We start from the raw sequence: 19647 nt of genomic DNA on the forward strand, positions 1-19647 counted from the left end.
AACCAATGAGCTAATAATGGTATTTGCTATGATCGGCTACGCGCTCGTTGGACAATAAATCTTTATACTGATTGCTATTAACCATAAAACTGATAACACACCAATATCGCTGCCACTATACCTGCTAGATCAGCAAATAAACCGCAAGCGAGAGCATGTCTACCGTTACGTATTCCAACGGCACCAAAATATACCGCCAGCACGTAAAACGTCGTTTCGGTACTGCCTTGCAATATTGCGGCAAGGCGACCAGCAAAAGAATCTACGCCATAGTGCTGCATAGTCTCAAGCATCATCGCTCTTGCGCCAGAGCCACTAAATGGTTTCATAATAGCTGTAGGCATGGCATCAACGAAGCGTGTGTCGCCGCCTGCAAATACGACAAGCCCTGCCAATGTATTTAATAGATAATCCAGTGCACCTGAAGCACGCAGTAACGCTATCGCTAATAACATAGCAAGTAAATAAGGTATGAGCTTTATGGATTGGGCAAAGCCCTCTTTCGCTCCTTCAATAAACTCATCATATACAGCAATTTTACGCTGACCCGCAACCAGTACAAAGCTGAAAATGAGTAACAGTAGAATACCATTACCCATTGCAGTACTCATCTCGCCGATTGCAGTAACGGTAAGAGTCGATAAGTAAAACATCAAAGCCGTTAACGTGGCCAAAATCCCGGCGGCATAGGCGATCACCACTGTATTTAAAATTGATAAACGCTGCACAATAGCAACGGCCAGCACGCCCGCTAACGTCGATGCTGATGTGGCTAATAAGATAGGTAGAAATATATCAGCTGGCGCTGCGGCTCCTTGCTGTGCACGATAAAGAAATACCGTTACTGGCACCAACGTGATTGAGGAAGTATTGAGTACCAAAAACAGAATTTGTGCATTGGTCGCAGTGTGCTTAACAGGGTTTAAAGTCTGAAGGTCTTGCATCGCCTTTAAGCCTAACGGAGTGGCAGCATTGTCTAAACCTAGCATATTAGCAGTTAGGTTCATGGTAACGCTGCCGTAGGCAGGGTGCCCTCTTGGCACCTCAGGCATCAAACGTGATAACAACGGCTCAAAAGCACGAGAAAAGAAGGCAACGACTCCTGCCTTTTCGCCGACTCGCATAAGACCCATCCACAAACAAAGTACCCCAATTAGGCCTAACGCTATCTCTGCAGCTAATTGAGCACTGGAAAAAATGGCGGCTACACTTTCGCTCAGTACGCCAAAGTTGCCACTTAGCAGTTGTATAAAGATGGCAGCCAATGCAACGGCAAAAAAACTAAACCAAATCTTATTCAACACTCACTATCCCTCTCCTGATCGGGTGCAACGCAACACTCTTCCATACATGTGCTCCCACTATATATATATTTCAGTATATAATCAGACTACTTTATCGCATTACCTTCGGCATATGGCTCATTTTAATCAAAATTTTATCAATAGCATCGCACAAGATCTTCCTTCTCACCTCTCCATGGAAGATTTTATCTGCTTCAGCAGTAAGCCGCTTCGCCCCTCTATACGGGTAAATACACTAAAGATTTCACGCAATGATTTTATCAAGCTAATGGCGCCTAAAGGTTGGCACTTCGATCCCATTCCTTGGTGTGAAAATGGTTTCTGGATTGAATTGGATCAAGAAGTCCAGCTCGGTAACACCATAGAACATCTACAAGGGCTGTTTTATATCCAAGAAGCCAGCTCAATGTTACCGCCAACGACACTCCTCTCAGCGGAGCAAAGTGATGCGAAACAATATGTGTTAGACATGGCGTCAGCCCCCGGTTCTAAAACGACACAAATTGCCGCTTTAATGGGGAATAAAGGCTTACTTGTAGCAAATGAGTACTCCGCAAGTCGAGTCAAAGTGCTGCATGCGAATATCGCCCGCATGGGCGTAGCAAACTGCGCGTTAACGCACTTTGATGCTCGTGTATTTGGCGAGTATATGTTTGAAATATTTGACTCGATATTGCTCGACGCTCCTTGTAGCGGTGAAGGCACCATAAGAAAAGATCCTGATGCATTAAAGAATTGGGACAATAATGATGTAAAGGGAATTGTTGATACCCAAAAAGCACTCATTGACTCTGCTTTTCAATCATTGAAAACTGGCGGTGAACTGGTTTACTCAACGTGTGCATTAAGTCGACAAGAAAACCAAAATGTTTGTGACTATTTAAAGCAACGCTACCCCGACGCTGTTGAGTTTATTAATCTGTCTTCACTATTTCCTGGCGCAGATAAGTCCTGTACCGAAGAGGGCTTTTTACACGTGTGGCCACAAATATATGACAGTGAAGGCTTCTTTGTTGCCAAAATAAAGAAAGTCACTTCAATAGAGCGCACACTACCTGAACCGAGAAAACAAAAGAATTTTCCATTTGAAAAGGCGTCTGCCAAAAAAATTGCAGAAATAGCAGAATACCTAAAAACATCATTCGATATCGTGTTACCAAGTGAAAATGATATCTACGTTCGAGACGCAGAAGTTTGGCTTTTCCCTGAAGCCTTCCATAAACTCATCGGTAAAATGCGTTTTCAACGTATTGGAATGAAATTAGCTGATGTGCTTAAAAAAGGTTTTAAAGTCAAGCATGAAGCGGTATTGGCGTTAGCGTCACCGGATACTATCGAGCTCACCGATGATGAAGCGCAAGTATTTTTAATGGGCAGAGATATTACCTTAAATGAAAAAGTGAAGCCTCAAGGTGAAACCATTGTCAGTTATGCGGGAGTATCTTTGGGAGTCGTTAAGCACCTTGGTAATAAGTTAAAAAACAATCTTCCCAGAGACTTAGTTAAAGATAAAATTGCGCGCTACAGTCAGCCGTAATCTTTAGTTACATATAGACCGGACGTAATTAAAAAAAATTAGGCCTAAATGGGAATGCTCTACTACACTCTATAACACGAGTTTGAACAGAGATTAAGCAATTAGCAGATTTTAACCTTAAATGGTTAACACCAGTAGCGCACGGCTCCTTGAGAGCCATTCCCCTAGACCCAGAACAATTGGAATAGTTTTGGGTCTTTTTTTGCCTGTTTTTTACTAGGTTACAACTTCCAAAGCTATAACGGAGAAATAAGCATTATCTACCGGCAAGGCGTGCAGCGTCTTTGAACAAGTTGAAGAAGTTTTCAGTGGTATACTCAGCCACATCAGGGTATTTTTCACCTCGAAGCTCAGCAACAAACTCGGCGACATCACGAACAAATGCTGGCTGGTTTTCTTTACCACGATGGGGAACAGGTGCTAAATAAGGCGAGTCGGTTTCAACCAGCAATCTATCTTTTGGGACCTTTCTAATCACGCTACGCAGTTCGCCAGCATTCTTAAACGTCACAATGCCTGAAACTGAAATGTAAAAACCCATATCTATTGCTGCTTTTGCCATTTCCCAGCTTTCTGTAAAACAGTGCAATACGCCACCGACGGTGTCGGCATTGCCACGCTTTAAAAAGTTAAGCGTATCTTCGCGAGCATCACGGGTATGAATTATTAAAGGCTTTTTAACTTTAACAGCCAAATCGATTTGCTGTTCAAAACAAGATTGCTGTAACGCTTTTGTCTCATTGGCATAAAAATAATCAAGCCCTGTTTCACCAATAGCCACCACTTTTTCGTCACGGGCAAATTTTTCTATTTCTTCAACATTAAGGCCATCTTGGACATCTAGTGGATGTACTCCGGCAGATAGAAAAACCTCTTCGAATGAAGCCATTTTCTGCTTCATTTCAACAAAGCCTTGCTGCCTAACATTCACGCAAAGAAAGTAAGCAATATCACGTGCTTTTGCGGCACTAATGATATTTTTTAGTGAGTCTTGATCTGGGGCCGTTTTAAGACGATCTAAATGGCAATGTGAATCGATAAGCACAGGTGCGTCCAACAAGCAAAAAGGAGAGCAAGTCTACCGAGCTACATAGTGCAGGTCAAATCTGAAGAGGAAAGTTCGTGTGACAATAACTGTTCAATATGGTGTTTATGCATATCAGGTTCAGAAACAATTTTAACCCCTATGCCTGCAGGACGGCCACCAGGAGCACCGAGAGGGTTTATCCAAACAACTGAGCCCTCAAACTGCATCTTTTCAGTCGTGCCAGGCAAACGATAAACCACTGACAATGATTGCCCTAAAACAAAGCCATCAGTACTGCCAATAAATAACCCCGCTGGCTTAATAAAAGGCATATAAGCCCGATAAAGCTGGTGCAAAGTATCAAAATTAACAACAAGATTTGTCATAGAGGATTAGCATTCCATTAATTGAGTGTATTCCAGCACCATACTTTCAAATAAGCCCAGTACGTTAATTGTTGGCATGACAGAAAGCCGTGTTTCTTGCTGCATGATTTTAGCGGAAAATGCGACAATAGCAGAGCGTTTTAACGGCTCAATAGTGCTATCTGTAACCAATTTTCGATGCAGTACTAGGTATAAAACTTTAATAGCGTCAGAAACTTGCTTTTCGTTTACATTTTGTAAACTAGCACAGAGCTGCTTTGACAACAAACTTTCAATCCAGCCTTTTCTAAACGCTAAAAGGCTTTGATAGCGACCAGTTTCAATAGCCGACACAATGGCTAGCGGTCCGCCAACGACTGGTAAGCTCCAGCTATAATCAGTAGATGTTTTCAATTCTTCGTTGAGCCAACTCTTTACTTCAGCTCTTGAGGGAAGGTTCACCTGCACTCGCTGGCAGCGACTGCTTATCGTTGCCATCAGTCGACTAGGCGAGTTAGCTTGCAGCAATAATATCGTTTCTTTACCGGGCTCTTCCAGTGTTTTGAGTAACGCATTCGCTGAAGCTTGATTGAGCCGCTCGCAATTTAATATCACCGCTACGCGTCGACCACCCTGCTGGGCAGTCGTCGTCAGCTTTTGACATAAGGCTCTAATCTGGTCGACTTTAATTTGCGCACCATCAGCCTCTATTTGATAAAAATCTGGATGACTATTTGCCTCCACAAGCTGACACGGTTTGCAAAAACCGCACGCTCCAGCTTGCCCAACTTGGCTACATAGTGACGCTTTAGCCAGTCCAAGTGCGAGTATCTCACCACCATAACCTGCATCTAAACCGATAAGATAAGCATGTGCGACTTGTTGACGCTTCAACTGCGTAAAATATGTCTCGCTAGCACTTTGTAGCCAAGGTAAATGATGCATGCTACCAAGCCTGATCTTGTAATACAGCAATAATATCTTTGTGCACAGCAGCCATACTTTGGCTAGCATCGATAATCATGATTGAATCATCATTATCTGCGTATGACAAAAATGTCGCCCGGGTGCGATTAAAAAATGCTAACTCTTGTTGCTCAATGCGATCTAACTCACCACGATTGGCCGCCCGCGCTAAACCTAGCTTTGGGTCAATGTCGAGATAAAGAGTCAAATCAGGTTTAAAACCTTTTAGCGTCGCTTCACTAATTGACGAAACTAGCGGCATTAGCCCACGCCCTCCGCCTTGATAAGCGAGCGAAGATAAATTATGTCTATCACCTAAAACCCATTTGCCTTCAGCAAGTGATGGCTTTATCACATTGGCGACCAATTGCGCTCTAGCTGCATAGAAAATTAAACATTCAGCTTCATCACATAATGGATCTGATTTATTGGCAATCTTAACCAAGTCACGCATCTGCTCCGCGAGTGGTGTTCCACCAGGTTCACGGGTACATACGGGCGCTTGCCCCGTATGCTTTTCAATAAAATCGCGAACTAATGCAATGGCGCTCGATTTACCCGCTCCTTCTAAGCCCTCTATAACAACGAATTTTGCGTTTCTAACCGTGGTTGATTCTATAGTCATCGATTTCTCTGATATTTGTTTACTGCTCGATTATGCTCTTGCAATGTTCTTGAAAATACATGGCTGCCATCATTTCGAGAGACAAAATAAAAATAATCCACATCCGCTGGATTTGCTGCGGCTTGAATAGCAGCAAGACTCGGCGCCGCGATGGGCGTAGGTGGTAAGCCATTAATTCGGTATGTATTAAATGCTGTTTTTTCTCTTAAATCTTTGCGGGTAATATTGCCTTCATAGCGTTCACCCATACCGTAAATAACAGTAGGATCTGTTTGTAAACGCATACCTTTATTTAGTCGATTAATAAATACAGCCGCAATCCAAGGGCGTTCGCTTGCTTTACCGGTCTCCTTTTCGATTATCGATGCAAGGATCAGTAACTCATATGCGGATTCTAAAGGCAGCCCTTCTTGACGGTTATTCCAAGCATTTTCCAGTTCAACTTGCATTTTTCGATAACTTTCTTGCAATAATGCCTCGGCTGAATTATTCGCTCTGTAATGATAGGTATCTGGAAAAAACTTACCTTCAACTAATCCTGAATCATCGCCATTATTAAGCAAAATTTGCGCAAACAGTCCTTCATCGAACTTAAGCTTGGGTTGCTCGAGTAGCAGCTGTTGCCACTCTTTGACTGTTTGCCCTTCTAGTAAGGTAAGTGCAAAAGATTTCTCTCGCCCAGAGACAATTTTCAGCAGTAAGCTCGTCACTGTATCCTCAGGCTCAACATCATATAGTCCAGACTTTATCTGTGCTAACTCAGGATTTAATCGTACTAACCATTTTAGCTTCCAACCATCATCTTCAATGAGGCTTTGCTGCCGAAGAAGCTGACTAAACTGGCTAAAAGAGGTCCCTCTTTGGATCTCTAACTCCTGGGTTGCGTCAATCTTTAGCGGTGATTGGGCAAACTGAGTTAACGTTTGATAGCCCCTGTATCCCCCAAGCGCAGCAATTGTAAGTAGCGTAAACCCCGTCGCTAAAAAACCAATTAAAAATTTCTTCATAATGTCAGATTAAGTCGCTCTCTTAATAGGGATGTAAAAGGTGCTTTTTGCAAAATATGCTGATCGATTAAATTAATATCGACAACGCCAAGTAAACTGTTGGTCATAAATGCATGTTTAACGTTACACAGATTACTCAGGTTCAACTCAGTGATTGAAACAGTAAAGTTCATCGCCAGTAGTTGATAGATAACCTGCTCTCTCATCATGCCAGCAACACCGGCATAAGCAAGTTTTGGGGTCACTATGCCGACCTCAGTTTCAAAAAACAGATTAGCCATCGATGATTCGATTATATTGCGCTTACTATCGAGTACTAACCAGTCATCATACCCATCAGCAAGTGACTCCGATTTTATCAGCACCTGCTCCAATCGATTACAATGTTTAATGCCGGCTAAACGAGGCTGGCTTGCCAATAATATATCTGAAGTTTGTAAGCTAATCCCTTGGCTTTGCCAGCCTTGATAAACGTCTGGAAACGGATGAACCGATACAACTTCATTAATAGATTGATTGGTATTGGGTGGCGTATAACCTCGTCCACCCACACCACGAGATAACAACACTTTAAGACACGACTGGGGATTTTGTTGAGCGCATTCTAACAATCGCGCACGAAGGCTCTGTGACGGCTGCCAGTCAAACCCCAAACGTTTTGCGCCTTGAGTTAACCGCAAAAAGTGAGATTCAACGAATTGAATCTCACTTTTGTTTACTCGCATCGTTGCAAATAGACCATCACCGTAGGCTAACCCCCTATCAAGAGGGTTAATCGTGGCATCAGGTTGTCCATTAACCCAAATTGTCGACATTAGCTATCCTAACTAATTTTACCTGTATGGCGACTCGCTGAATTTTTGACATGGCACTATGCATCCTGGATATAGAGTCGTTTTCAACATACTGCTCTACAGCTGTTAAACACATAGTGACCATCGCTAAATTACTTTGCTAACAGGTGCTGTATACGCGCTTTAAGAATATCGGTCGCGATACGGTTCTTACCACCACGCGGAACAATAATATCCGCATACTGTTTAGACGGTTCAATGAACTGTAAAAACATTGGACGCACCGTTTCAGTATACTGAGACATCACAGATTCCATTGTTCTGCCACGCTCAGCCACATCGCGAGATAATCTTCGCATGAAGCAGATATCAAGTGGTGTATCCATAAACACACTCGCATCCATTTGATCGCGCAGAGCGGGATCGGTCAGTAATAAAATCCCCTCAAGAATAATGACTTTCTTCGGGGTCAAGTTTACTTTTTCTTCAGTACGAGTATGTTCGGTGTAACTGTAAACGGGAATATCAACCGGATTACCATCTTTAAGTGCTTGAAGATGTTTACACAAAAGCTCATGGTCTAACGCTTTTGGATGATCGTAATTGGTTAGCACTCGCTCATCCATCGACAAGTGACCTTGGTCTCGATAGTAGGCATCTTCTGCAATTACACCGATTTGGTCAGTACCAAGATCACGACATAGCTCTTCATAAATCGTTTTAGCAATAAGGCTTTTACCTGACGCTGACGCACCCGCAATGGCGATTACAACACATTGTTTTGAATTCATTTTTTAAAACCTTACTCGTCGTCAGATATGCTTATAGATACTTTAGATTGCGCTTGACATAACGCAAGTTGAGCGCCCACTTTTCTAGCTATTTCACGATAAATATTAGAAACTTGGCATTCACTATCAGCAATAACAGTTGGCGTACCCTTATCAACGTCTTCGCGGATATTCAACTGTAGCGGTAGCTGCCCTAATAAAGGAACATTGTAACGGGTTGCCATTTTCTCTCCGCCATCAGCACCGAATGGATGATCTTTATGACCGCACTCGGGGCACAGGTGGAAACTCATGTTTTCGACAATCCCCAATACTGGGATGTTAACTTTCTGGAACATGCTGACACCTTTTTTAGCATCAGCAAGCGCGATATCTTGCGGGGTTGTCACAATAACAGCACCACTAACAGGCACTTTTTGCGATAAGGTTAGTTGAATATCACCTGTTCCCGGTGGCATATCAATTACCATGTAATCAAGCTCTGGCCACTCGGTTTCAGTAAGCAATTGTACCAAAGCACCGGCAGCCATTGGGCCACGCCATACAGCGGCTTGGTCACCATCTAACATAAAGCCAATTGACTGCGCTGCAATACCATGTGCATCTGCGGCGGTCATTATCTTACCGTCAGGCGAAACCGGTTTAAAATCTTCTACACCTAACATCATTGGAATTGACGGGCCGTAAATATCAGCATCTAAAATACCGACACGCGCACCTTCAGCAGCCAGTGCTAATGCAAGGTTTACCGCAGTGGTTGACTTACCCACACCGCCTTTGCCTGAAGCAACTGCAATGATCTGTCTAATATTCGGCAGTGGCTCTACCGCACTAATGGCCGAAACAGTCTCAGGTTGAAAATCAATTTCACATTCAACTTCATCAATGGCATCCAGTACTGCAAGCTCTTTAGTTACAGCCATAACAATGTCTTGATACTGCGTTTGACAAGGGTATGAATAACACAAGCCGAGTTGCAGGCGCTTACCTTCAATTGCAAGCTTAGTTACCATGCCAGCGCTTAAAAAGCTTTTGTTTAAATATGGATCTTGGAACGTATCAAGAATGGCTAAAACAGAACTGAGAAGATCATCACTGAGATGATAGTTTGGATGAGTTGAAGACAAAATGGAGACCCCCTAAATATGATTTGCGCAATTGTACCAGAAATTAAAGCAAACATTAGTCTAGATTTACCACAGTTACGCTAGGATTTGATGAAACTATGCATTGGATCGGTTAGTATCTATTCCATTCTATTTAGGTTCCCAGCGATTTCGAGAAAAGATGTCAAATTCACAACGTAAAATCTTAGTCACTAGTGCACTTCCATATGCCAATGGTCCAATTCATTTAGGCCACATGCTGGAGTATATTCAAACCGATATTTGGTCACGTTTCCAAAAGTTACGAGGACACGAATGTCACTATATCTGCGCCGATGATGCTCATGGCACCCCTATTATGCTTAAAGCACAGCAGATGGGCATTGCGCCAGAAGAGATGATTGCTCAAGTACAAAAAGAGCATGAAAAAGATTTTGCCGACTTCAATATTCAATTTGACAATTTCCATAGCACTCACAGCGAAGAAAACCGTGAGCTTGCAAGTGAAATCTACCTCAAGTTGCGTGATTCAGGCTACATCAAAACCAAGACAATTTCGCAGCTGTTCGATCCTGAAAAATCGATGTTCCTCCCTGATCGTTTCGTTAAAGGCACCTGCCCGAAATGTAAGAGTGAAGATCAATATGGTGATAACTGCGACAACTGCGGCGCAACCTATAGCACTACAGACCTATTAAACCCATATTCTGCCGTATCTGGCGCGACACCAGTAATGAAAGATACTGAGCACTTCTTTTTCGATCTACCTGCTTTTGAAGGTATGTTGCAAGAGTGGATCAACTCAGGTTCATTACAGCAAGAGATGGCCAATAAGCTTAGTGAGTGGTTTGAACAAGGTTTGCAACAGTGGGATATCTCTCGTGATGCGCCTTACTTTGGCTTTGAGATCCCAGATGCTCCAGGCAAATTTTTCTATGTATGGTTAGATGCACCAATCGGTTACATGGGCTCTTTTAAAAACCTATGTGATAAGCGCGATGACTTAAACTTCGATGATTTTTGGAGTAAGGACTCGACTGCTGAAGTGTATCACTTCATCGGTAAAGACATTGTTTACTTCCACAGCTTATTCTGGCCAGCAATGCTAGAAGGTGCAGGCCTTCGTAAGCCAACCAGTGTTTATGCCCATGGTTACGTCACCGTAAACGGTGCCAAGATGTCGAAGTCTAAAGGAACGTTTATCAAAGCTCGTACTTACCTTGATAACTTAGACCCTGAATACTTACGTTATTACTACGCGGCTAAACTAAGCAGTAGAATTGATGACTTAGATCTAAACCTAGAAGACTTTGCTCAACGCGTTAACTCAGATCTTGTCGGTAAATTGGTTAACCTTGCTTCTCGTACTGCAGGCTTCATCAGCAAACGCTTTGACGGCAAGTTGGCAAAAATTGCCGATAGCAGCTTAACTGACAGCTTCGTCGCCAAACAGGAAACGATTGCTAACCTATACGAAACTCGTGAGTATGGTAAAGCAATGCGTGAAATCATGGCGCTAGCCGATGTGGCTAACGCTTATGTTGCCGACGCCGCGCCTTGGCAGCTAATTAAAGACGAGGCTAAGCAAGAAGAAGCCCATCAAGTTTGTAGTAATGCACTTAACCTCTTCCGTATCTTAGTGACATACCTAAAACCAGTCTTACCTAAGCTTGCAGCAGATGTTGAAGCTTTCCTTAAGATGGAACTGACTTGGGACAACATCAATGCCGATTTAGCGGGTCATGAAATCGCTAAATTTAAAGCACTTATGCAGCGTATTGAGATGAAGAGCATTGAGGCAATTATTGAAGCTTCAACTGAGAATCTTCAAGTTGCCACAGCAGAAGTTCCAAAAGCTGAAGTGGTGCAAACGGAACTTGAGAAAGAGCCGTTAGCAGCCGAAATTAGCTTTGATGATTTTGCCAAAGTCGATCTACGAATAGCACTTATTGCTAAAGCTGAGCATATTGAGAAAGCCAACAAGCTACTGCGTTTAGAGCTAGATTTAGGCGGCGAAACCAAACAAGTTTTCGCAGGCATAAAGTCTGCCTACGCGCCAGAAGACTTGATTGGCAAGCACACCGTGATGGTGGCAAACTTAGCTCCACGTAAGATGAAGTTTGGTGAATCTGAGGGAATGGTACTAGCCGCGGGCCCTGGTGGAAAAGATATCTGGATTTTAGAGCCTCATGCCGGTGCAAAACCAGGCATGCGCGTGATGTAACGGTCACGCTCTCAACAAAAAGCCGCTCTAAAATGAGCGGCTTTTTTGTATCCGTTTATCAATAAGAACTAAACAGGGTTACTGATATCAACGAAGTGATGGCTTAAATCGAATTTATCAGCGAGGTGTTTTCCTAAAGCCTGAATGCCATACAATTCTGTCGCATGGTGACCAGCTCCATAATACTGGATGCCTTGCTCTACTGCGCAGTGGTAGGTTCGTTCTGAAGCTTCGCCACTAATAAACGCATCAATACCAAGCGATGCAGCCACATCAATATAATCTTGCGCGCCCCCGGTGCACCAAGCAATGGTTTCCACCAGACTAGAACCATCGCCAAGGTGCAAACATTCACGTGATAAGGTGTGTGATATTGCATGAGTTAACTCATTGGCCAAAACGGGCACCCTTAGCTCACCCCGCCAGATCAATCCTTGAGCTTGTCCTTCTATGACCCTAGCATTATCAATACCCAACACTTTACCTAATTGTGCATTATTGCCCACATCAGGATGTGCATCTAACGGCAGGTGATAACCAAATAGGTTGATATCATTAACCAACAGGGCTTTTATTCGCTTTTGCTTCATTCCAACAATAACTTCAGCTTCGCTTTTCCAAAAAAAGCCATGGTGAACCAAAATAGCATCAGCATCGAGTTTAATCGCTTCATCAATTAAAGCTTGGCAAGCAGTGACACCCGTTACGATCGTTCTAATCTCTTTTTTACCTTCAACTTGTAGCCCATTTGGAGCGTAATCCTTAAAATTCGCTACTTGAAGATACTCAGCCAAATACTGGCTTAATTCTGTCTGCGTCATCTGCTCACCCAAAAGTAAATCATTTCTATGACTATATTGTCGCTTTTTCTATGCAAACAAGCCAATACAAGTTCAAATCAGTCATCATTCGACTACAAAAATCAAAAATGACTTTAATAACACAATCAACCTCGCCCAAATAGCACCTACTTTGACTCACTTAATCGCTATGAAATGTCTAAATCATCATATAAATGAAGCCATTTGTGGTGAAAATTGGACTTTTTGGTGCATTAAACGATAAAATCACACCAAACCTTCATGTAACACACAAAAACAAACAGGTTATTATTATGTCAAAACTGACCAAAGAAGAGGTTATCAGCACACTTGAGGCTGCACTTGCAAAGCAAGAAGGCCAAGCTGTTAAAATTGAACAGAAAGGTAGCTGGTACAAAATCGATGGCGGTAAATCACTACGCTTCAGCGATTTAGAAGCGATGTTAGCTGAAATGGGTGGCGATAGTGCCCCTGTAGCAGCTAAAACCGACAAAAAAGTAGCAGCGAAACCTGCCGCTAAAAAAGCACCAGCTAAAAAGGCTGCGAAACCTGCAGCAAAGAGCGGTGGCAAAACACCAAAAGAACTTTGGCGTGAAAAATTAGCCGGTAAAGGTCAACTACCTCGCGGTTTCTAATGTAATCGTTTAAGCAATTAGCATTCTTGGCTTATTGCTTAGTTTGTGTAAGCGCTAAACTAAGCACTCATGCAAGCATACATATCGAAACTAAAAACTCCGTTACTGTTTAAAGTAACGGAGTTTTTTATTAAACGGCTATTGTTATCTAAACGAATAAGTCGATGGCAAAATCCCTAGCTAACACTTAGTTAAAACCTAGTGCATATACACTCGTTGTTCCGCTGACTTCATTTCCGATAACCAACAACGGTTTCGACGTAGGACTATTTTCAGCACTAATAAACTTCATCCCTTCAGGACCTAAATCTCCAGCCAGACTGGCATCCCCTTCGACTTCACCTGTATCGGTATTAATTTCGAAATTAGTGTTAAAATCACGATTAACAATATAGTCGACAAAGCTCACGGCAAAAGGATTAGTGATATTGTAAATCATCACCCCGCCAGTGCGTTCTAATCCAATAAAAGCATAATATTGTTCAGCTATCTTACCAATAGCTAACGCTTCAGGCTCACCCGCTTTATCATCACTGCGGCTATCACCTTTATTCTCGTCGTTATTGTTGTTGAAGTTTGACCCCAGCACCGCAGCGGTTATGCGTGAAAAGTCAGAGCCACTATCAAACACTTGGTTACCGTTTTCGTCCCAAATAGAGAAAGAACGGGCACCGTAACTCACAATTTGATCAACATCACCATCGTCATCAATATCCCCCAAACTCGTTGTTACCTTTAGTCGACCGAGTTGAGATTTATCTTTTGCTGCGAGTAACTGCGGATGCGCAGTATCCAAGTCTAAATCTTTTGCTCTGGCTTCCTCAGAAAAACCATCATAGTCTCTTGCATCGCCTTCATTTGCAGTAACAATAAAATTAGCACTCTGCCACTGATAACTACTAATGGTGTCAGGTTGATACATACCGTAAACCTCAGCATAAGCACTAAAGTGAACTTTACCGTCTTTGTCACTCGCATCTATTCGGTTTTCATATAAGCCATAGTCTTTAAGACCAAGAGGCAAAACCGCTGTAATCTCCCTGCTATTGAGATCTATCACTGCAATTGCATTGTTCTCTTGTAGCGATACGAAAGCTTTCAAATTATCTTCGCTTATTGCGATGTATTCAGGCTCCAGATCTTGAGCAACCGACGCGTTTGGCCCATTTATTTTTATTTGAGCATCGAGTTCGTCAGCTCGAATGCCACCCTGATTAAAGTCGGCAAAACCTAAACTTGTAGCTGATGTGGCAGGTACATCATCGTTAATCTCTATGAACGAAATACTCCCTTCAGGATCAACGGTATAATCCCCGTTGGGTTCGCCCTCGTTTGCTACAACCAAAAGCGAACCATCTTTATTAAAAGTTAAATTATCTGGTAGTGCCCCCACCTCTACAGCATGAAGATAAAGCGTTTGACCTGCATCATTGATCCGATAAAAAGCAACCAAACCATTACCCTGCTTGCTATTAGCCTGCGTATCGGCCCGCTCTATTGCTACGGCTAGCAAGTCTTTATTAATACTTAGACTGTTAACACCACCTAAGCCAGAAAGATTAACATCAGCAGCAACATCGATATCGGTATTTTTCACAATGTTGTTTAGCGCTATCGCTCCGCCGCCGGTAACGACATCATCAAGCGAGATGTCGGCTGCATTTAATATATCCACTCTGCCACTTTTAGCATTAACCACAAAAATCTGCTTTGAAGCAGTATGAAAGTCAACAATCTCAGCCGCACTTAACCCATAAACTCCGCTTTGATAGCGCCCAACAAGCTGCGCCGTTAAATGGGCAGTTATTCCGTTACAAATGGTTTGCGACAGTGCATCATCAACCTCACTCAAATCGAGTGTGCCATTAGCATTGAGATCTAAACCTGTTTGCAATAACTTACCGCCCATTGCGCATTGCTCACTACCAATATCGAGTGAAGTGATACTCACAAGGGTATTACTACCATTATCTCCTGCTAGTCCATCACTGCCATCATCAGCACATGCTGACATTAGCAAAGCAGACATTAACAAAGGTAGTGCTTTATTCTGGTTAATCATCGAATTCCCTTTTTGATCCTAAGTACGCCTATCGTTCAAGACGGCCCAATAAAAGTGCTTACCCTAAGGTTCTAAGAAGACGTCAATATGACGGAAAAAAAACAGTTTAATGACCAGAGAGGAAAAGAGCATTTGTAAGGAGGACCGTCAATCGCTCTCGAAATTGATGCTTACAAATAGAACGGCTTTTTTGATTGAATAACACTGATTTTTGATTGGTTAAATGCTTTTAAAACGATAATATACTCTGGTATTCGCATTAGCTCCCAACGATGGGTTCTGACAGTGCATAGTCTCGCCAGCGAAATCGACAATTCTTGTCTTTAATACAGTCTTACCTAATCGACTTACGAGTATATTAGTCCCAGCTTTAATCATCTTATAAACCGCAACAACCAAGAGGTAGAATTGAACAACACGCCTGAACAGCAAACTAGCCACGTTGGAATGCCAAACTTAGCTCTGCTTATCCCCATGCTCGCAGCGATTGTCGCGATTACGCCGCTCGCAATCGATATGTATTTGCCAGCAATGGCAACACTCGCAAGCAGTTTTGATACTGGTATTACTCTAGTCCAGCAGTCCCTCAGCTTATATCTAGCAGGTTATGCTTTAGGCATGCTATGTTTTGGCCCATTGGCTGACAGGTATGGTCGCCGAAAAATGGTCATGATTGGGCTCACAGGCTTTATGCTAACCAGTTTTGCATTGGCATTTGTGCAATCAATAGAAGCCTTTCTAACACTCCGGTTCTTTCAAGCCTTTATTGGCGCAGCAGCAACTGTGGTTGTTCCTGGGTATATCAAAGAGGTTTATGGCAAAAACACTGCAAAAGGTATGTCTTATGTGAGCCTGATAATGATGCTAGCACCGCTTATCGCCCCAAGTATTGGTAGCTTGATTTTGGAGTTGGGCGAGTGGCACCTGATCTTCTTCATACTGGCCTTCTATGCTTGTGCGTTACTGCTTTTAGTGTGCTTTAGATTAAAAATGCCGAGTGATTCAGATTCAGAGAGCCGCAGTAGCAAATCCTTTTTTGGTGCTTATGCCACGGTATTCACTAAACCCGGCGTTAAGCTCAATATTGCCTGTGGTGTACTAACCTCATTTGCCTTCTTCTGTTACTTAACGGCTTCGCCATTCGTCTATATGGAAGTTTTTGCTTTAGACAAGTCACTGTTTGCCATTCTCTTTAGCACAAATGTCGGTGCATTGATGCTTGCCAATGTCGTCAATAGCAAGATAGTTGGACGTTACGGTTCAAAAAGAATGCTGCGGGCATCAACCATCATGGGCGTTTTCGCAGCAAGCGGCTTGCTGTTAGTTAATATACTAGATCTTAACTATCTATTTACCGTCATCATGTTGTTGCCGCTCATGGCATGTTTAGGTGTCATGTCTGTCAATGCTGACGCTATCGTATTGATGAAGTTCCAGCAAGAAACCGGCACAGCTACGGCTGTAATCGGTACGCTCAGGTTTGGTTTTGGTGCTTTAGCTGGGCCACTTTTAGCACTGTTTTATACCGGCACCGCGGTACCGTTTTCAGCCTTAATGCTTGCCGCTGTTATTCTGGTTGGTTTATGCCAACTGCTGAGTAAGCGCGAACCAAGTGTTTAAATGACATTGAGACTCAGCTTGGATTAAGCCACTGAGTCTTTTTATCCTTCCTTGTACAACTTTTTATTATTTTCCGCTTAAGTTATTTCGCTTATCTATGTGCTTTTCTGTAAACGATATTGAAAATTCTTCATTTAGAACGATTTAATCGCATTCTATGCTTGAAATCATTTGAGTATTTTATATGATGAACTTGGCTTAACCAAGCCAGTGCTGCACAGTAAGTCTGTGGTAAATGTTTATCTTTGAGAAACACAGCAAAACGAGGCAAGGATCACCGTCCAAGCTTAATTATTAGAGCGATTACCGTCGCTGTAGCTAGATACTGCATACCGTAGCGGTAACTTAGAAAGGAAATATTATGGAGAAGCTATCAGGCGCCAGTATGGTTGTCCGTTCTCTTATCGACGAAGGCGTTAAACATATTTTTGGCTATCCAGGCGGATCAGTTTTAGATATTTATGACGCTCTGCATGAAAAATCCAACATCGAACATATCCTTGTAAGACACGAACAAGCTGCTGTACACATGGCAGATGGTTACGCACGTGCAACGGGCGATGTCGGCGTTGTACTTGTCACTTCAGGCCCTGGCGCTACCAATACCATAACTGGTATAGCAACAGCCTATATGGATTCTATTCCATTAGTTGTGATTTCAGGACAAGTGCACAGTAACCTGATTGGCAATGACGCATTCCAAGAATGTGACATGATTGGTATTTCAAGACCTGTTGTTAAGCACAGTTTTTTAGTCACAGACCCTCGTGACATTCCAGCTATTATCAAAAAAGCTTTTTTCATCGCTGCTAGCGGCCGTCCAGGTCCAGTGGTTGTCGATGTACCCAAAGATTGTATGAATCCAGAGATTTTGCATGAATATCAATATCCAGAAGATATCTCAATGCGCTCATATAATCCGACTACCACAGGACACAAGGGTCAGGTTCGTCGCGGCCTTAAAGCACTGTTAGCGGCTAAGAAACCGGTTCTTTATGTTGGTGGCGGCGCAGTTATCTCAGGCTGTGACAGCCAAATTTTAACCTTATCAGAAAAGCTAGGGATCCCAGTTGTAAGCACGTTGATGGGACTGGGTGCATTTCCGGGCACTCACCCAAACAGTGTGGGTATGCTAGGCATGCACGGTTGCTATGAAGCCAACATGACGATGCACAATAGCGATCTTATTTTTGGTATTGGCGTTCGTTTTGATGATCGAACAACCAATAACGTTGAAAAGTATTGTCCTAACGCCACTATTTTGCATATTGATATTGACCCCTCTTCTATTTCAAAAACGATAAAAGTCGATATCCCAATTGTTGGCTCAGCTGACAAAGTATTGGATGAAATGCTAGCGCAAATCGAAGCCAATGATTATGGCATTAGTGATCCTGCTGCCAATGACCATTGGTGGAGCGATATCGCACAATGGTGTGGCCGTAAAAGTTTAGACTACCAAACATCTAAAGAGAAAATTAAGCCACAGCAAGTGATTGAAGTGATGCATAAACTGACAAATGGTGATGCATATGTCGCTTCAGATGTCGGTCAGCACCAGATGTTTGCCGCGCTATATTACCCGTTTAATAAACCACGTCGTTGGATAAACTCTGGCGGCCTTGGCACCATGGGCTTTGGTTTACCTGCCGCTATGGGTGTAAAACTTGCTAAACCTGATGAAACCGTTATCTGTGTAACAGGTGATGGTTCTATTCAAATGAATATTCAGGAGCTATCAACCGCGCTGCAATATGATATTCCGGTAAAGATCATTAACCTGAACAATCACTTTTTAGGCATGGTTAAGCAGTGGCAAGATATGATTTATGCTGGACGTCACTCACAATCTTATATGGACTCAGTGCCTGATTTCGCTAAGATTTCAGAAGCATATGGTCATGTAGGGATGACTATCAGCGATCCTGCTGAGCTAGAGTCAGGCTTAGAGAAAGCATTTGCGATGAAGGACAAGCTAGTATTTGTCGACATTCATGTTGATGAAACTGAACACGTATACCCAATGCTAATTCGTGGTGGTGCGATGAATGAAATGTGGCTGAGTAAAACGGAGAAAAGCTAATGCGTCGGATTATATGTGTATTACTTGAAAACCAACCAGGTGCACTTTCTCGTGTAGTAGGGCTATTTTCTCAGCGTGGCTATAACATTGAAACTCTAACCGTAGCTCCTACTGAAGACAAGACACTGTCACGTTTGACCATAGCGGTTAATGCAGATGAAGCCGTTTTGGAACAGATTGAGAAACAGCTACATAAGCTAATTGATGTATTGAAAGTGTCAAATATTACTGAGTCAGCGCATATAGAAAGAGAAGTCGCGCTGATAAAAGTGAAAGCTAAAGGTGAATACAGAGAGGAAGTTAAACGCCTTGCTGATATTTTCCGAGGGCAAATCGTAGATGTCACTCAAAGCCTGTATACAGTGCAACTCATTGGTACTAGCGAGAAACTTGATGCTTGTATTGCAGCTTTGGCAGATGTTACCAAGGTGGTTGAGATCTCACGTTCAGGCGTTGTCGGTCTCGCTCGCGGTGAGAAGTCGATGCGTGCTTAATACGTAACACTCGTCCACTAAAAAGGGAGTCATTAGACTCCCTTTTTATATTCAGATATTGTCCCGTCCTGAGATAAGTTGACACTTTGGAGACTTGTCTATGAAACCTTCAAGTTCAATCAACTGTAAACGTACACAACGTGATTACACATTAGGCTTTAAATTAGCAGTCGTGAGCCAGGTATA

Annotated in this window: 18 protein-coding genes; 7 read left to right on the plus strand and 11 right to left on the minus strand. The window is 42.8% G+C overall.

The genetic code is table 11. The features are described from left to right. Nucleotides 1–77: 77 nt before the first annotated feature. Complete coding sequence (locus tag K5R16_RS18240) at nt 78–1304, minus strand: nucleoside recognition domain-containing protein (protein WP_220739281.1); 1227 nt, start codon at nt 1302–1304, stop codon at nt 78–80. Nucleotides 1305–1416: 112 nt separating this feature from the next. Between K5R16_RS18240 and rsmF the strand changes: the two genes are divergently transcribed. Next, a complete protein-coding gene (gene rsmF / locus K5R16_RS18245; protein ID WP_220739282.1) occupies nt 1417–2841 on the plus strand; it encodes a 16S rRNA (cytosine(1407)-C(5))-methyltransferase RsmF in 1425 nt (474 codons plus the stop codon). 256 nt (nt 2842–3097) lie between these two features. On the opposite strand, the gene K5R16_RS18250 is transcribed toward rsmF, so the two are convergent. From K5R16_RS18250 to apbC, 8 genes are all read right to left on the minus strand, one after another. Next, the gene (locus K5R16_RS18250; RefSeq protein WP_220739284.1) at nt 3098–3886 is read right to left on the minus strand and encodes a TatD family hydrolase; all 789 of its coding nucleotides are present in this window, start codon (nt 3884–3886) and stop codon (nt 3098–3100) included. Nucleotides 3887–3927: 41 nt separating this feature from the next. After that, nucleotides 3928–4254, minus strand: coding sequence for a PilZ domain-containing protein (locus K5R16_RS18255; RefSeq protein ID WP_220739286.1), 327 nt, complete (start codon nt 4252–4254; stop codon nt 3928–3930). A gap of 6 nt (nt 4255–4260) precedes the next feature. Then, entirely contained in the window at nt 4261–5178 is a 918-nt protein-coding gene (holB, locus tag K5R16_RS18260; protein WP_220739288.1) for a DNA polymerase III subunit delta', read from the minus strand. A 1-nt stretch (nt 5179) separates the two neighbouring features. Next, nucleotides 5180–5824 carry a dTMP kinase gene (gene tmk, locus K5R16_RS18265; protein WP_220739290.1) on the minus strand — a complete coding sequence of 215 codons (645 nt, stop codon included), beginning with the start codon at nt 5822–5824 and terminating at the stop codon, nt 5180–5182. Next, nucleotides 5821–6831, minus strand: a complete 1011-nt coding sequence (gene mltG, locus K5R16_RS18270; protein WP_220739292.1) for an endolytic transglycosylase MltG — start codon at nt 6829–6831, stop codon at nt 5821–5823. Before mltG ends, tmk begins: the two co-directional genes overlap by 4 nt. After that, nucleotides 6828–7646, minus strand: coding sequence for an aminodeoxychorismate lyase (gene pabC / locus K5R16_RS18275; RefSeq protein WP_220739293.1), 819 nt, complete (start codon nt 7644–7646; stop codon nt 6828–6830). Before pabC ends, mltG begins: the two co-directional genes overlap by 4 nt. A 131-nt stretch (nt 7647–7777) precedes the next feature. Further along, a complete protein-coding gene (gene udk / locus K5R16_RS18280; protein ID WP_220739296.1) occupies nt 7778–8416 on the minus strand; it encodes a uridine kinase in 639 nt (212 codons plus the stop codon). An 11-nt stretch (nt 8417–8427) separates the two neighbouring features. Further along, nucleotides 8428–9543: an iron-sulfur cluster carrier protein ApbC gene (apbC, locus tag K5R16_RS18285; protein ID WP_220739298.1), complete on the minus strand. Its 1116-nt coding sequence runs from the start codon at nt 9541–9543 to the stop codon at nt 8428–8430. A gap of 160 nt (nt 9544–9703) precedes the next feature. Between apbC and metG the strand changes: the two genes are divergently transcribed. Next, entirely contained in the window at nt 9704–11746 is a 2043-nt protein-coding gene (gene metG, locus K5R16_RS18290; RefSeq protein ID WP_220739300.1) for a methionine--tRNA ligase, read from the plus strand. 68 nt (nt 11747–11814) lie between these two features. Here metG and K5R16_RS18295 read toward each other — a convergent pair whose 3' ends face one another. Beyond that, on the minus strand, nt 11815–12567 hold the full coding sequence (locus tag K5R16_RS18295; RefSeq protein ID WP_220739302.1) for a Nif3-like dinuclear metal center hexameric protein: 753 nt from the start codon (nt 12565–12567) through the stop codon (nt 11815–11817). A 293-nt stretch (nt 12568–12860) separates the two neighbouring features. On the opposite strand from K5R16_RS18295, the gene K5R16_RS18300 reads away from it, so the two are divergent. Next, complete coding sequence (locus K5R16_RS18300) at nt 12861–13202, plus strand: hypothetical protein (RefSeq protein ID WP_220739304.1); 342 nt, start codon at nt 12861–12863, stop codon at nt 13200–13202. Between the two features lie 187 nt (nt 13203–13389). Here the strand turns inward: K5R16_RS18300 and K5R16_RS18305 are convergent, their stop codons facing one another. Continuing rightward, complete coding sequence (locus tag K5R16_RS18305) at nt 13390–15264, minus strand: choice-of-anchor I family protein (RefSeq protein ID WP_220739306.1); 1875 nt, start codon at nt 15262–15264, stop codon at nt 13390–13392. A 447-nt stretch (nt 15265–15711) separates the two neighbouring features. Here K5R16_RS18305 and K5R16_RS18310 point away from each other — a divergent pair, with 447 nt between their 5' ends. The 4 genes from K5R16_RS18310 to K5R16_RS18325 form a co-directional block, all read left to right on the plus strand. Beyond that, entirely contained in the window at nt 15712–16884 is a 1173-nt protein-coding gene (locus K5R16_RS18310; RefSeq protein WP_220739312.1) for a multidrug effflux MFS transporter, read from the plus strand. A gap of 361 nt (nt 16885–17245) precedes the next feature. Next, entirely contained in the window at nt 17246–18967 is a 1722-nt protein-coding gene (locus K5R16_RS18315; RefSeq protein ID WP_220739308.1) for an acetolactate synthase 3 large subunit, read from the plus strand. Continuing rightward, nucleotides 18967–19461: an acetolactate synthase small subunit gene (ilvN, locus tag K5R16_RS18320; RefSeq protein ID WP_220739310.1), complete on the plus strand. Its 495-nt coding sequence runs from the start codon at nt 18967–18969 to the stop codon at nt 19459–19461. Before K5R16_RS18315 ends, ilvN begins: the two co-directional genes overlap by 1 nt. A gap of 100 nt (nt 19462–19561) precedes the next feature. Continuing rightward, nucleotides 19562–19647 (plus strand): valyl-tRNA synthetase (locus K5R16_RS18325; RefSeq protein WP_220739314.1); only part of this gene is annotated, 86 nt, incomplete at its 3' end.

The sequence above is a fragment of the Shewanella sp. c952 genome (assembly GCF_019654975.1).
In the GTDB taxonomy this organism is placed as follows: domain Bacteria; phylum Pseudomonadota; class Gammaproteobacteria; order Enterobacterales; family Shewanellaceae; genus Shewanella.

Coding starts and splice junctions, on each gene's coding strand:
- holB (WP_220739288.1), bottom strand. CDS start 5,178: ATGCATCATTTACCTTGGCTACAAAGTGCTAGCGAGACATATTTTACG.
- ilvN (WP_220739310.1), top strand. CDS start 18,967: ATGCGTCGGATTATATGTGTATTACTTGAAAACCAACCAGGTGCACTT.
- pabC (WP_220739293.1), bottom strand. CDS start 7,646: ATGTCGACAATTTGGGTTAATGGACAACCTGATGCCACGATTAACCCT.
- tmk (WP_220739290.1), bottom strand. CDS start 5,824: ATGACTATAGAATCAACCACGGTTAGAAACGCAAAATTCGTTGTTATA.
- K5R16_RS18255 (WP_220739286.1), bottom strand. CDS start 4,254: ATGACAAATCTTGTTGTTAATTTTGATACTTTGCACCAGCTTTATCGG.
- K5R16_RS18300 (WP_220739304.1), top strand. CDS start 12,861: ATGTCAAAACTGACCAAAGAAGAGGTTATCAGCACACTTGAGGCTGCA.
- udk (WP_220739296.1), bottom strand. CDS start 8,416: ATGAATTCAAAACAATGTGTTGTAATCGCCATTGCGGGTGCGTCAGCG.
- K5R16_RS18315 (WP_220739308.1), top strand. CDS start 17,246: ATGGAGAAGCTATCAGGCGCCAGTATGGTTGTCCGTTCTCTTATCGAC.
- K5R16_RS18310 (WP_220739312.1), top strand. CDS start 15,712: ATGCCAAACTTAGCTCTGCTTATCCCCATGCTCGCAGCGATTGTCGCG.
- K5R16_RS18305 (WP_220739306.1), bottom strand. CDS start 15,264: ATGATTAACCAGAATAAAGCACTACCTTTGTTAATGTCTGCTTTGCTA.
- mltG (WP_220739292.1), bottom strand. CDS start 6,831: ATGAAGAAATTTTTAATTGGTTTTTTAGCGACGGGGTTTACGCTACTT.
- K5R16_RS18295 (WP_220739302.1), bottom strand. CDS start 12,567: ATGACGCAGACAGAATTAAGCCAGTATTTGGCTGAGTATCTTCAAGTA.
- metG (WP_220739300.1), top strand. CDS start 9,704: ATGTCAAATTCACAACGTAAAATCTTAGTCACTAGTGCACTTCCATAT.
- rsmF (WP_220739282.1), top strand. CDS start 1,417: ATGGCTCATTTTAATCAAAATTTTATCAATAGCATCGCACAAGATCTT.